The 13,242-nt window shown below is 41.7% G+C and carries 12 protein-coding genes; 9 read left to right on the forward strand and 3 right to left on the reverse strand.

All coding sequences use genetic code 11. The features are described from left to right. The first annotated feature begins 19 nt into the window (after positions 1-19). From DSM08_RS02225 to DSM08_RS02255, 7 genes are all read left to right on the forward strand, one after another. Positions 20-1,291: a sigma-54 interaction domain-containing protein gene (locus DSM08_RS02225; protein WP_149524610.1), complete on the forward strand. Its 1,272-nt coding sequence runs from the start codon at positions 20-22 to the stop codon at positions 1,289-1,291. Positions 1,292-1,303: 12 nt separating this feature from the next. After that, a complete protein-coding gene (locus DSM08_RS02230) occupies positions 1,304-1,828 on the forward strand; it encodes an LptE family protein (RefSeq protein ID WP_149524611.1) in 525 nt (174 codons plus the stop codon). Between the two features lie 17 nt (positions 1,829-1,845). Beyond that, positions 1,846-3,012, forward strand: coding sequence for a hypothetical protein (locus DSM08_RS02235; protein WP_149524612.1), 1,167 nt, complete (start codon positions 1,846-1,848; stop codon positions 3,010-3,012). 14 nt (positions 3,013-3,026) lie between these two features. Continuing rightward, positions 3,027-3,401 carry a preprotein translocase subunit SecG gene (gene secG / locus DSM08_RS02240; RefSeq protein WP_149524613.1) on the forward strand — a complete coding sequence of 125 codons (375 nt, stop codon included), beginning with the start codon at positions 3,027-3,029 and terminating at the stop codon, positions 3,399-3,401. Positions 3,402-3,665: 264 nt separating this feature from the next. After that, positions 3,666-3,941 (forward strand): co-chaperone GroES, encoded by a 276-nt coding sequence (locus DSM08_RS02245; RefSeq protein WP_149524614.1) that lies wholly within the window; start codon positions 3,666-3,668, stop codon positions 3,939-3,941. 88 nt (positions 3,942-4,029) lie between these two features. Then, positions 4,030-5,667: a chaperonin GroEL gene (gene groL / locus DSM08_RS02250; protein ID WP_149524615.1), complete on the forward strand. Its 1,638-nt coding sequence runs from the start codon at positions 4,030-4,032 to the stop codon at positions 5,665-5,667. 195 nt (positions 5,668-5,862) lie between these two features. Next, positions 5,863-6,663: a M90 family metallopeptidase gene (locus tag DSM08_RS02255; RefSeq protein WP_149524616.1), complete on the forward strand. Its 801-nt coding sequence runs from the start codon at positions 5,863-5,865 to the stop codon at positions 6,661-6,663. Between the two features lie 2 nt (positions 6,664-6,665). Here the strand turns inward: DSM08_RS02255 and DSM08_RS02260 are convergent, their stop codons facing one another. Continuing rightward, positions 6,666-7,172 carry a hypothetical protein gene (locus tag DSM08_RS02260; protein ID WP_149524617.1) on the reverse strand — a complete coding sequence of 169 codons (507 nt, stop codon included), beginning with the start codon at positions 7,170-7,172 and terminating at the stop codon, positions 6,666-6,668. Between the two features lie 315 nt (positions 7,173-7,487). Here DSM08_RS02260 and DSM08_RS02265 point away from each other — a divergent pair, with 315 nt between their 5' ends. Next, positions 7,488-8,435: an aldo/keto reductase gene (locus DSM08_RS02265; protein ID WP_317131794.1), complete on the forward strand. Its 948-nt coding sequence runs from the start codon at positions 7,488-7,490 to the stop codon at positions 8,433-8,435. 39 nt (positions 8,436-8,474) lie between these two features. On the opposite strand, the gene DSM08_RS02270 is transcribed toward DSM08_RS02265, so the two are convergent. Next, positions 8,475-8,855, reverse strand: coding sequence for a nuclear transport factor 2 family protein (locus DSM08_RS02270; protein WP_149524619.1), 381 nt, complete (start codon positions 8,853-8,855; stop codon positions 8,475-8,477). 389 nt (positions 8,856-9,244) lie between these two features. Here DSM08_RS02270 and DSM08_RS02275 point away from each other — a divergent pair, with 389 nt between their 5' ends. Further along, positions 9,245-11,551, forward strand: a complete 2,307-nt coding sequence (locus tag DSM08_RS02275) for a hypothetical protein (protein WP_149524620.1) — start codon at positions 9,245-9,247, stop codon at positions 11,549-11,551. A gap of 323 nt (positions 11,552-11,874) precedes the next feature. Here the strand turns inward: DSM08_RS02275 and DSM08_RS02280 are convergent, their stop codons facing one another. Further along, positions 11,875-13,218, reverse strand: a complete 1,344-nt coding sequence (locus DSM08_RS02280; RefSeq protein ID WP_149524621.1) for a TlpA family protein disulfide reductase — start codon at positions 13,216-13,218, stop codon at positions 11,875-11,877. Positions 13,219-13,242 lie beyond the last annotated feature (24 nt).

Consider the following 13,242-nt stretch of genomic DNA (forward strand, 5'->3'; position numbering starts at 1 on the left):
TCAAAATAGAAGCTTATAAATGGATCATCAAGATATAAAGAATAGGTTTGGAATAATTGGAAATTCACCCTTATTGAATCGTGCAATCGATATTGCACGCCAAGTGGCACCTACCGATATATCGGTTTTGATTCAAGGGGAAAGTGGTTCAGGTAAAGAGGTTTTTTCACACATTATTCATCAATTAAGTGGCCGCAAGCACGGGCCGTTTATTGCGGTGAACTGTGGTGCGATTCCTGAAGGAACAATCGATTCGGAGCTTTTTGGTCACGAGAAGGGTTCATTCACCGGTGCTCATGAGGCTCGTAAGGGATACTTCGAGGTAGTCGATGGTGGTACCATTTTTTTGGATGAAGTTGGCGAGTTGCCCTTAGGTACTCAAGCTCGTTTGCTCCGTGTGTTGGAAAGTGGCGAATATATCCGTGTTGGATCTTCTAAGGTGCAGAAAACAAATGTGCGTGTTGTAGCTGCAACGAATGTCGATGTCTATGAAGCGGTAAAGAAGGGTAAATTCCGTGAGGACTTATATTACCGGTTGAATACTGTTCCCTTGCGTATCCCGCCTCTGCGTGAGCGTAAGGAAGATATCTATTTGCTGTTCCGTAAGTTTGTCGTAGATTTTGCTGATAAGTATAGGACACCAGGCATACAATTGACGCCTGATGCTCAAGATTTATTGTCCAATTACTCCTGGCCGGGTAATGTTCGCCAGTTGAAAAATATTGCCGAGCAAATCGCTGTACTGGAAAAGGAACGTGTTGTTACTGCTCAAATATTGAGCAACTACATCCCTATCGAATCGCATACCACATTGCCGATGCCGGTAAAGGATGCGAATAAAGAGAATTTTTCCGAAAGAGACCTGTTGTATAAGGTGCTTTTTGATATGAGAAAAGATATGGTCGATTTGAAAAAGCTCGTGGTTGAATTGATTCAGAATGGTTTCAATCCGGGGACTATTGAACAGAACTCGCCATATATCAATCAATTATATCAAGAAGTTCGTCCTGCAACAACGAATATTGTTAATGACGATTATGCGATCGCGCAGCCTCCAACATTAACGATCCACAAGCCGAATCAGCCGAATGGCAACAAGAACGATTATTTAACTTATGATACAGAAGATGTTGAGGAAGTTGAGGAATCATTATCTTTGGTAGACAAGGAGTCTGATTTGATCAAAAAGGCCCTGAGAAAGCATAAAGGTAAGAGGAAGGCAGCGGCTCAGGAGCTAGGGATCTCAGAACGTACCTTGTATAGAAAAATTAAAGATTTAAATCTCGACTAATCTATCAAATTGATGTTTAAGATAAGAGGATTCGCCCTTGGCAGTTTATTAGCCATGTTAATGGTCTGCTTGATTCAAGGTTGTGGTGTAAATTATAGTTTGTCTGGTGGATCAATTCCAGAGAATCTGAAGACTTATTCTGTGGCATTCTTTGAGAATATTTCTCCGGTTGTTAATCCGAATTTAAGTCAGACTTTCACCGAGAAGCTGAAAGAAACGATCCGGACGCAATCTCGCTTAAGTCAGGTGAATCAGGACGGCGATGCCCTTTTTGAGGGTGTCATCACCAACTACGCTATTACAGCGGCTGCAGTTGAGTCTAATACTGATTTTGCCGCATTGAATCGCTTGACAGTTACTGTAAAAGTGACTTATAAAAATACGAAAGACGAAACAGGTGAAAGCGACTTTGAAGAATCTTTTACACAATTCAAAGAGTTTCGCGGTGAATTTACAGCGCAAGAGAACACCCTGTCTGCAGAAATAGTGAAGATGCTAACGGAAGACATCTTTAATAGAGCTTTTAACAACTGGTAATCTACTTATTCAATACAATGGATCAACTTAATATATTTAGAAAAGCATTGGAGAATCCCCTAGAAGTTAGTGAGGCGGATTTTCAGTACTTGCTTTCCAAATATCCTTATGCTCAACCCATCGTTTTTGCAAATGAACGTAGAAAGCAATTGGAACAACAGGCAATTGATAAGCAGAAGACCTTGTTGTATGCCTATAATGCGTTCTGGCTGCGTGATTATCTGCAAAAGCCGGTAAAGGTTATTCCAGAGCTGGAAGTAGATTCCGATGATTATATTAGTTTTGAAGAGGTAGAAGCTCCATCGGCTCTTGCGGAGGATATCGAAGATACTCCCCAAGTGGAAGATTTACAGCAGGAAGAGATTGCTGAAGAGGAACTTAATTATGTAGAAGCCGAAAAAGAGTTATCGGAAGATTCGCCAACGAGCGCTACGGCGGAGGAAGAGAAGGTCGCTGAGGATCATTTAGAAGACGAAGAGCCTGAGGAAGAGATTGATGAGAGCCAACTTTTCGATTATGAGAAGTATGTTTTAGGGGCGAAACTAAGAAGTACTGCCAGAGTTGCTCCAGAAGTAGAGGTCGAGGAGGAGATTGAAGAGGAAGAACCAGTAGCACTGGCCGAAGATGTAGAAGAACAAAATGTGCGTTCTGAAGAGGATATTAGCTTATATAATGATGAGCTCATGCCGTATAGCTTCCGTTGGTGGTTATACAAGACTCGACTTGAACATGCGGATACTTATCAGCCTTTTGCACAGCCCGCATTTCCCAAACCCCATAAGGGACAGTTCGATCCACGTAAGTTGGATGAAGCTATTTTAGATCAGCAGATCCGAGAGAATATTTTCCATTTGCAAAACCCGGAAGATAAGCTCAGCGCGCAATATCAAAAAGATACAGTAGAATTTAACCCCGCGGAAGAGAAAGATGAGGTCATCGAGAAGTTTATTCGTGAAGAGCCTCAAATTCAACCTCCGAAGGCAGAGGAAATCAACAACGAAAATAAAGCAAGAAAGAGCTCTGAAGATCGTCTTTCTGTTGTCACCGAGACCTTAGCAAATATTTACGAAGGACAGGCCATGTATGAGAAAGCGATTTTGGTGTTTAAAAAATTAATTTCCGAGAATCCAGAAAAAAAATCGTACTTTGCGACCCGAATTAAAGAGTTAGAACAAAAGTTATAAATAGAAATATAGAAATGACAACCTTATTTATTATCCTTATCATTTTAGCGAGCTTATTATTATCGTTTTTTGTATTGATACAGAATCCAAAAGGTGGAGGTTTATCTTCAGGATTTTCTGGCGGAGCTAACTTAATGGGGGTTCAACGTACCGGCGATATTTTAGAAAAAGGTACATGGATTTTAATCATCGCATTAATGGTGTTCAGTTTAGCAATTAACATCATGGGGCCTTCAGGAACAAAGACCGGTGGTTTAGGGGATCAGATTGAGGCGCCAGCGCAAGGTCCTAATCTCAACTTGAATCCTAACACAAATCCTACTGCTCCTGCCACAGGTACTACGGCACCTGCAGCTCAGGCACCTGCGGCTACAGATTCAACTAAATAAGCTTAATCTCACTAAAAATATTTATTTAGCCCTGTCCAATGTGACAGGGCTTTTTTTATTTCCAAGTGCAATGGCCTACTTGGCAAGTTAAAATTGTTTGATGGTCATTTTGACAGACTGACACGAATTTCCTTCGCATATGTCAGTAATTGGGCTTGAAAATGGAAAAATTGGCAAGAAAAAAGCTCTTTTTTTGATTGGCATAGTTACTGATGCCTTACGTTCGAATAAGTAAATTAAAATATAATAAACTGATATACAATTATGGCTTTAAGTATTAAACCTATCGGAGACAGAGTAGTAGTTGAAGCTGCTCCAGCAGAAGAAAAAACAGCATCGGGTATCTACATTCCTGACACAGCGAAAGAAAAACCATCTCAGGGTACAATCGTTGCAGTAGGTACTGGAAAACCTGACGAACCTCTTACTGTACAAGTTGGCGATAAAGTATTGTATGGTAAATATGCAGGTACTGAAATTACTTATGAAGGTAAAGAATATTTAATTATGCGTGAAGCTGATATTTACGCAGTTCTGTAATTTAATCAATCAATCATTAACAATCTAACAATAATAGCAGCGAAAGAATGATCGGTACTGTTATTATTCGACTACAATTTTCATAACAATGGCAAAACAAGTAAAATATAACGTTGAAGCGCGCGACGCATTGAAAAAAGGTGTTGATACTTTAGCGAACGCTGTAAAAGTAACATTAGGACCTAAGGGTCGTAACGTAATTATCGAAAAGAAGTTTGGATCACCAGCGATCACTAAAGATGGTGTTTCTGTTGCTAAAGAAATCGAATTGAAAGATGCTTTAGAGAACATGGGTGCTCAAATGGTGAAGGAAGTTGCATCTAAAACTGCTGATCAAGCAGGTGACGGTACAACTACTGCAACAGTATTAGCACAAGCTATCGTTGCTCCAGGTATCAAATCGGTTGCTGCAGGTGCAAACCCAATGGATTTGAAACGCGGTATTGACAAAGCTGTCGCTGCAGTTGTAAATAACTTGAAAGCACAATCTCAAGTAGTGGGTGCTGACAATAACAAAATCAAACAAGTTGCTTCTATCTCTGCAAACAATGATGAGATCATCGGTTCATTAATTGCTGAAGCAATGGAAAAAGTAGGAAACGATGGTGTTATCACCGTTGAAGAAGCAAAAGGTACTGAAACAGAAGTAAAAACTGTGGAAGGTATGCAGTTCGATCGTGGATACTTATCTCCATATTTCGTGACGAACTCAGATAAAATGGAAGCTGAATTAGAAAGCCCTTACATTTTAATCTACGACAAGAAGATCAGCAACATGAAAGAATTGTTGCCGATTTTGGAAAAACAAGTACAAACAGGCAAGCCATTATTGATTATTGCTGAAGACTTAGATGGCGAAGCATTGGCTACATTAGTTGTGAACAAAATCCGTGGATCGCTGAAAGTAGCTGCGGTAAAAGCTCCTGGATTCGGTGACCGTCGTAAAGCTATGCTAGAAGATATCGCTATCTTAACTGGTGGTACAGTGATCTCTGAAGAAAGAGGTTATAAATTAGAAAACGCTGAGTTATCATACTTAGGACAAGCTGAGAAAGTAGTTATCGACAAAGATAACACAACTATTATCAATGGTTCTGGTGTGGCTGACGATATCAAAGCACGCGTTGCACAAATCCGTTCTCAAATTGAGACTACGACTTCTGACTACGATCGTGAGAAATTACAAGAGCGTTTAGCTAAGTTATCAGGTGGTGTTGCGGTATTATACGTTGGAGCAACTACTGAGGTTGAAATGAAAGAGAAGAAAGACCGTGTTGATGATGCGTTACATGCTACTCGTGCTGCGGTAGAAGAAGGTATTGTTGCAGGTGGTGGTGTTGCTTTCATCCGTGCTACTGAAGCATTGAGTGACCTTAAAGGAGACAATGAAGACGAGCAAATCGGTATTGACATTATCAAACGCGCTATCGAAGAGCCATTACGTCAAATCTGTGCTAACGCAGGTATCGAAGGTGCTGTAATCGTTCAAAAAGTAAAAGAAGGATCGGCAGACTTTGGTTACAATGCACGCACTGACAAATACGAAAACTTAATCGCTGCGGGTGTTATTGACCCAACTAAAGTATCTCGTGTAGCCTTAGAAAATGCAGCTTCTGTAGCGTCGATGTTATTGACAACAGAATGTGTATTGGCAGACGAGCCTGAAGAAAACGTTGCTGGTGCTGGTGCACCTCCAATGGGTGGCGGTATGGGCGGCATGATGTAAGCCCAACAATATCCTATAGAAAATAGCTGTCTCAAAAGGACAGCTATTTTTTTTCCTAATGTCTTAATTTGCAACTGCTTTTAGGCGCTTTCATCTCTGTTTCGCTTTGGATAGCATTATGTAAGTTTTTAGTCCTCTCTTTTGCTTAGGAAATGCTAAAGAATCCACTTATTTTAGATTATCACAATCAACAGCATGGAATACTCACCAATCTTAGTCACCGTACTCATCTTCGTCTTCGGACTTATCCTTGTATATTTCGTATGGCGCAATGTCAGCAACAAAAAAGTTGTTAATGCCGTCATTCCGACGCATGATACGATCTTGAAGGTGTTGACCGAGGATGTGAAGTTCTTTACGAAGCTAAATCAGGAGCAACAGAACACTTTCGTTAGTAGGGTGGAGTATTTCCTTCAAACGACTAAGATAAGCCCTGAAAAGGGCGCTAAAATCACGGATGAGCATCGTGTATTGGTTGCTGCAAGTGCCACCATACCCTTATTTCACTTCAATTCCTGGTCGTACGAGAATCTGGATGAAGTGTTGATTTATCCCGAAGTTTTCAATGAGAAATACAATACGTTAGACGATGAGCGCAATATACTCGGCATGGTCGGGGATGGCGCGATGCATCGCAAGATGATTCTTTCGCTTCCTGCATTGTTGGCGGGGTTCCAGCAGAATTCCAATAATAACACTGCGATCCATGAGTTTGTGCACCTAATTGATAAGGCAGACGGTGAGGTGGATGGTGTACCGGAATACCTCATTCCTAAGGAATTGATTAATCCCTGGTTGAGGGAGATGCACGAAACCATATCACTTATCCGTAGAGACAAATCAGATATTCGCGATTATGCGGCAACGAATCAAGCGGAGTTTCTTGCGGTGGTTTCCGAGTACTTCTTCCAGAAACCAAAGCAATTAAAAGAAGACCATCCCGAGTTGTATGATCTTCTTGATGAAATATACAACGATAAGAAAGATCTAAAGTAGGTTTAAATCTCTTGCTGTATTTCTGTTTTCAAGTTGCCCTGAAATTGGTTGTCGACAAGCAAAATAGCGACCGGGCGAACGCTAAAACTCTGTTTTTCACCTAGAACTTCCTTGTAAGTAACAGCAATTTCTTCACCCTGTTTTTCGACCGCTATACTATCGATGGTCGGTGTCAGGTCGGAAGTCGCTGAGATAATAGCGATGACATATTGTTTATCGAAATCAATAGGCGTTGGCTGGCCATCCTTTCCCATGGTTGCTGCGGGCGAGAACAGTTCGTCGAAAGCCGCTTGGGTTTCAATCTTATGAATACCGTTTCGATCTTCCCCTATCGTATTTTTCACAAAATAATTTTGCGCTAAGACATACGGAATAGCATTATTTGCCGGAGTCTGTAGCTGCTCTGTTTCAGTGCTATCAGCATTCATTGTTTGATGTTCTTTCGGCTGATTATTGCAGGATGCCAATATAAGAAGCGCGGCAGGTATCGTTTTCGAAATTACTCTCATGATAAATATTCCTTTCGTAAATTCTATGTAAATATAAGATTTCCAATTTACTTAGCGTTCTCGGAATTCCCAAAGCAATGCTAGCTCGGATATTGTTTTCCTAGTTATTATTGAATAAATTTGTTAAGCAGCTCGGGTAATCAGCTTGTTTTAATGTAGTTAGGTGAAACAAAATCGGTCGAATAAAAGTTCTTATTGCAGGCGATACTCAACCTTGCGCTCGATGAGCATAAGACAATTCATTCATCAACGTTAAATTAAGATAAAAGCGAATAACTTATGGAATACAGAAAATTAGGCAATAGTGAATTAAGTGTGTCTGCGATCACCTTTGGTGCGTGGGCTGCAGGCGGCTGGATGTGGGGTTCAACCGACAGAAATGATGCAATCCAGGCCATTCGAGCATCCTACGACCTGGGCGTAACTTCTATTGATACCGCACCAATCTATGGACAAGGCACTTCCGAAGAGATTGTCGGCGAAGCGATAAGAGGTCTGCCGCGCGATAAGGTTCAGCTACTAACCAAATTTGGGATGCGCTGGGACTCAGACCAAGGCGAGTTCGCCTTCCACAGTAAAAACAATGATGGTGAAGCAATCGAGATCTATAAATATGCCGGCAAAGACTCGGTAATCTACGAATGCGAACAAAGTTTGAAACGACTGGGGACAGACTATATCGATTTGTATCAGATTCATTGGCCCGATGTCACGACGCCCATCGACGAAACCTTTGAAGCGGTGTCGCGATTGGTAGAGCAGGGCAAGGTGCGCTATGTTGGCGTATGCAACTACAACGCTGCGCAGATGGCAGAAGCAGAACGCACCATTCCTCTCGTGTCCAACCAAATCCCTTTCAGCATGGTAAACCGAGCTGTGGAGGATGAAGCGGTTCCTTATTGTATTCAGCACGGAAAATCGGTGTTGGCATACAGTCCTTTGGAGCGCGGGTTGCTAACGGGCAAGATCCATGCTGGCTATATCTTCCAAGAAGGCGACCACCGTGCTAATCTTCCTCATTTCCAACCTGACTTTATCGAGAAGGCGAACATCCTTTTAGAGCGAATCAAGCCCCTTGCCGATGATAAAAAGGTTAGCCTGAGTCAGCTAGTTTTACGCTGGACCATCGAACGGGCGGGCATTACAGTGGCTCTGGCGGGTGCTAGAAATGCCGACCAGGCGATACAAAATGCCAAGTCTATCGAACTGAAATTATCTGCCGATGAGCTGGAGTTTGTGAGTGCTGTAGTCGATGCTTTTTAAACCCCTGAAATAATAATGCAGAAGCAATAAGGATGGACATTAACTGATATCCAGTAGTTTTTGAATCTTGTTGTCTTCAGTGAAAGTAAAGATTGACTTGCCTTTCAAGTTAATCTTATCACCCTTTTTTATGCTGCCCGGGAAGTCCATCGCCAGGGTAGCTTCATATTCAATTTCAATTTCGGAGTAGTCGCTGAGATGTTGAATCGAAGTGATGGTCTGCTTTCGATCAGAAAAATATTCCATTGCCATTTCCGCCTGTTCGCGGAACGCATCCTTTCCTTTCAGGGTGTCTGTGGTTACATTATTCTGTATATTCTCAAATTGAATATCATCAGCAAAGTCTGCCAACATCCGAGGGATGTCAAAACTGTTATACGCAGCGATGTAATTACGGATTACTTCTTCTCGTTTGTTCATCTTGGCTTCCTATTCTTTTAATTTTTTTGAAATCGAATCTTTCTATAAAGATAGGATTACCCGATAAAGATCTGCCATATCAATACAGATTTTAATCTTTGCTAGAAGTTAAAGAAGTTTTGCTTGAGGCATTCAAATTGGCGAATCGGGAGACAGGTGTCGGAGGAGAGGAGGGTTTCATTTAGAAAACAATAACGACTATTAGGAAACGGTGTCGCGGAATCGAACTACCTTTTAAAAGTTTTCTCCCTGATTTCTAAATATCCCCGAAAAGGGCGATGGGGGGTTGGAATTAGATTTTGTAATTTGCTACTCTAAAAGTAGCGGTCGACATTTTTTTTGTAGGCTCGGTATACGAATTTTATAGATATAGCGTACTCTTTATGAATATGAATTACGAAGAACTTGAACAGTTATTTTATGCCAATGAGATTGAAGCATGTATCGCAGAGGGGGAAAAGGCGCTCGGGTCGTCGCCGAACGATCTGGATGTTTTATTTCTAATGGCTGTTGCGCATCATGATCTGGCCTATCGTGAAGGCCACGAGGAGGCATATGCGTCCATACAGCAGTACGTTATACCCTATTTACGAAGAATTTTAGCGTTAGACCCTTCAAATAATAAAGCGTTATATAATATCCTGAGTTATCCTTTAGGGAATGAGTATGTCCTATGGCAGATTGCACGTCCGCAGAAACACATTACAGAAGAGAATAAGGATGAGTTTATTGCCTATGCGCGAGCGCTGATAGCACAGCCCGAGTCAGCACCCTATGGTTTTGATTTTTTAGTTAAGATTTACGAATCACTTGGCGAAAGGGAGCATCTTTTGGCGACTATAGAGCGAGGGATTGCTTTTTTTAGGGAAACCTTTGCAGATAACCGAGACTTGATGGATAAGAATGTTTCCTACTTCTGGTTAAAGAAAATCTATATGCTGGATTTTTCAAAGATTGCGACGGGCGGAGAAATTGTTAAGATGATAGCCGATCAAATCGAACACTATGTGAGCAATAATAACCAGAGCTATTTGGATTTGGCAGAGATTGCTTACGAAAATCAAGCAGTGGACCTATCCTTGAAAATTATGATGAAGTTGATTGAGGGCGACAATTCTGATCATGCGACTCAAGAAGGTTTGGTTAAATGGTATCATCGATTTGAGGGATTGATCAATCAGTCCTACAGCAATCCTGATGTTTTTTATTATCAGATGATTATCGAGCGAAACTATGCAGAAAAGATCGGTAAGGAAGAGGACTTCTATTTTCGCCATGCCGGAGCTTTGATGCAGAGCAACCCAAATGGATATGCGAGTTTTCACTTTGCAGGAACTTATTTATACGAACATGGCGATTATTTAGAAGCGATAAAACTACTAGATAAAGCCTGCACGCTACACCTCAATGTGCTCAGTTGGCGTCGGCAGGTGGAATCCAAGTTTTTGGCCCACCAACTGATCAGTTCTTCCGTTCCCACCTTTACGGATAAACCAAGAGATCTTTATAACGCCGGTGTGGATATCGCAAATTTCATATCGGGACTCCATGTGAACGAAGAGTCGAGAATGGAGTTTCGAAAGATAGAGTTAGCGATCTACAAACAGGCTTACGATGCTTTCCATAGGTATTTTGATGATTGGGAGTTTGAGAGTGACACGTTAGGAGACCGCCATAATATGGCGATGAACTGCAATAACTACGCGATTGTACTGGCAGCGTTTAAACGTTATGCGGACGCTGCAGAAATTGCTCAAGAGGGCTTGCAATATTCGGAATTTGCAGAATTGCATAATACCTTAGTAGATTCTTTAATAAAAGGCGAGGACTATGAGGGTGCCAACGTAGCAATTCATAATTTCTTCAGCGTTTATAATGAGGATATGGTGTATTACTACAACTATATCCAGCATCGCGCATCCCAGATTGTCGTGCATGACAAGTTAGGCCTTTCGGAAGATATTAGGGCAGAAGCCGAGGAGCTGCTTTTTGAAATCTATGGGCATTACAACGAGAATCCTGATATCTCAGACTATGATTTTCGGGATTTTGAATATGCGAAAAATCTCGTTGAAGGCGTTTTATTTACTTACTTCGCGGATGAACCTAATGAGGTACGGCGGGCCTACTATGCCGATCTGGCAAGTCGTTTCCCAGACGAAGCAAATCCGCAATATCATCTGATGCAGATCAACAACGAGGCGGAGAATTATGCCGAGGTCAATAAAGCGGCGCGCTTATACATGGAAAATAAGCGTTCGTTCCTGCTGAACGACTTTGATAAGGCCAAGACGATTTATATGATCGTAAAGAGCCATTTTCAATTGGCTCAATATCGCGAAGGGGCGGCGATGTTTGAGGACTATAATCAGTTTGTAGGGCAAACATTGGAATCTTCGGAATATTCGCTTTGGTTGAGCTATGGTATTCTGTTGCATGATAAGTTGAACAACAAAGCTTTGGTTACGCAATATACAGATCAGTTTCAGGCAATATACGATCAGGAAGGATGGGGCTATGATGATCTGTCGGAGGATGTATATTTGGCAAAGGCCCATACGCTATATCAATCAGGCGAACTGAAAGAAGCACATAGAACATTGAACTATGTACTTTCTTTTGATAATCCCTCGGCTCTCGCCACAGAATATAAAAACAGTTGGAAAAAGCCCGGCTTGTTTTCTAAGTTTTTCTAAAACGCGATTTAAAGAAATAAGGAAGCTGCCCAGAAGGCAGCTTTTTTTGTCAAAGTGTCTGTCTTCAAAGCCTGCCAAGAAGTTTCATTCCTGCTGCTGTATTAATGTAAATGTGAAAGTTTCTGCTAAGGCTCCTGCCTATCTCACAGCAACTTGGTTTGAGACTGGTTCTGCTCATATCCCTTTCAAGGCCCTCTCAAACTCACTACAAACCCCTATCAGAATCTTTTTGAAATTGGGATTGATAGGGGTTTGTATGAGGTTAGAAAAGTGTTTGCTATATAGTAGGTGCCCTCTTTTCTATCTATGAACGTGGCAAGTATTTAATTAGCCAACGCTTTACTGATCATTTCTTTCAGTTTGGGATCGGAAGGACGTGGGCTATCTGCTGCGATCAGATTACCTTTTTTATCCACTAGAATGTATCTTGGGATACCGTCTACTTTATAGGTTTGGGATAGAATATTGCCTGGTCCTGCATGCAATTGAATGCCTTTTAGTTTTTTCTCTTTCACGTAGGTTTCCCATTTATCTTTTTCTTTATCTACCGACACCCCTACGAAAGCAACATCTTTGCCCGCAAAATCATCATTCAATTTTTCCCAATGTGGTTCTTCCGCACGGCATGGTCCACACCAGGTTGCCCACATGTCGATCAACACAACTTTTCCGCGCAGGTCTTTCAAGGCTGTTTGTTTGCCCGTTACGTCAGGATAGCTGAAGCTAACGGCTGTTGCACCGGTTTTGGATTCTGCCAATTTTGACTCCACAGCTGCAACACGCGCGATTTGCTCCGGCAAAGTGATGTATTGGTTATAAGCTTCTTTCGAAATCTGGAACTCTTCCATAGAGCGCGCTCTCTCCATTTTGCTGACGATAAACTGTCCTTTTAAGACGTCGGAAGGGATGCTTGCGATTAAGGTCGACTCGTCTGCGAGGTTTTTTCCTTTGTTCTTCTGTAGAATAAGGTTGGTGAAGAAACGGTCGCCATAAGGCAGCTGCAATAGGAAATCGTTGAGGTAGTTGTCTACCTTGAAGTTTTGATAGTATGGCGTAAACTCCTCTTCGTCGGGATGCGCTGAGCGCGGCATGTAATTATAGCCGATGGCGTAGTATGCAAAATCGTATTCTACGATGCTTGGGTATAGTTTATCAAAAGTCTTATTGCCCGTTTTTGGATCTTTCTTGTACTGCGCCAAATTTGCATACATGTCTTCAACCTGAGGAAAGAAATCAACGTAGGTGCTCTGACCGCCTAGCCTGCTGGATTTCGCCTGAATATCGGCTATTGTAATATCCCAATTGTTCAGTGCCTTAATTTCTTTACTATTGGTGCTTATGAGTTCATAATCCTCACGGTGCAATTTGATAACAAGGTCTTCATTTCCTCGGAAATAAAATTTAAAGTTTCCTTGTGGTCTTGTGCTCGTTCCGCTTCCGATCACATAGAAACCTTCGTACTCTGGTGTAAATCGGAATCCGAAGCGACCTTCGGAATCAGGGATACTCAAAGCGACCTCAACAAGACGGCCGTTGAGCACTTTGAATAGGGATACGCGGACTATATCGTTTTTATCGACAGTTCCGGTAATGTTTGCGGGTTTTGTCTGAGCAAATACAAAGATGCTGATCAGCAAAGTTGCTATTAAAGAGATTGTTTTTTTCATTATATGTTGTCTGTTTTTCGGGTA

Origin of the sequence: Sphingobacterium hotanense (assembly GCF_008274825.1) — a bacterium.
Lineage (GTDB): Bacteria > Bacteroidota > Bacteroidia > Sphingobacteriales > Sphingobacteriaceae > Sphingobacterium > Sphingobacterium hotanense.

What these genes read in the sequence shown, in the direction of transcription:
- DSM08_RS02225 (WP_149524610.1), top strand. Translation starts at nt 20, where the DNA reads ATGGATCATCAAGATATAAAGAATAGGTTTGGAATAATTGGAAATTCA.
- DSM08_RS02230 (WP_149524611.1), top strand. Translation starts at nt 1,304, where the DNA reads ATGTTTAAGATAAGAGGATTCGCCCTTGGCAGTTTATTAGCCATGTTA.
- DSM08_RS02235 (WP_149524612.1), top strand. Translation starts at nt 1,846, where the DNA reads ATGGATCAACTTAATATATTTAGAAAAGCATTGGAGAATCCCCTAGAA.
- secG (WP_149524613.1), top strand. Translation starts at nt 3,027, where the DNA reads ATGACAACCTTATTTATTATCCTTATCATTTTAGCGAGCTTATTATTA.
- DSM08_RS02245 (WP_149524614.1), top strand. Translation starts at nt 3,666, where the DNA reads ATGGCTTTAAGTATTAAACCTATCGGAGACAGAGTAGTAGTTGAAGCT.
- groL (WP_149524615.1), top strand. Translation starts at nt 4,030, where the DNA reads ATGGCAAAACAAGTAAAATATAACGTTGAAGCGCGCGACGCATTGAAA.
- DSM08_RS02255 (WP_149524616.1), top strand. Translation starts at nt 5,863, where the DNA reads ATGGAATACTCACCAATCTTAGTCACCGTACTCATCTTCGTCTTCGGA.
- DSM08_RS02260 (WP_149524617.1), bottom strand. Translation starts at nt 7,172, where the DNA reads ATGAGAGTAATTTCGAAAACGATACCTGCCGCGCTTCTTATATTGGCA.
- DSM08_RS02270 (WP_149524619.1), bottom strand. Translation starts at nt 8,855, where the DNA reads ATGAACAAACGAGAAGAAGTAATCCGTAATTACATCGCTGCGTATAAC.
- DSM08_RS02275 (WP_149524620.1), top strand. Translation starts at nt 9,245, where the DNA reads ATGAATTACGAAGAACTTGAACAGTTATTTTATGCCAATGAGATTGAA.
- DSM08_RS02280 (WP_149524621.1), bottom strand. Translation starts at nt 13,218, where the DNA reads ATGAAAAAAACAATCTCTTTAATAGCAACTTTGCTGATCAGCATCTTT.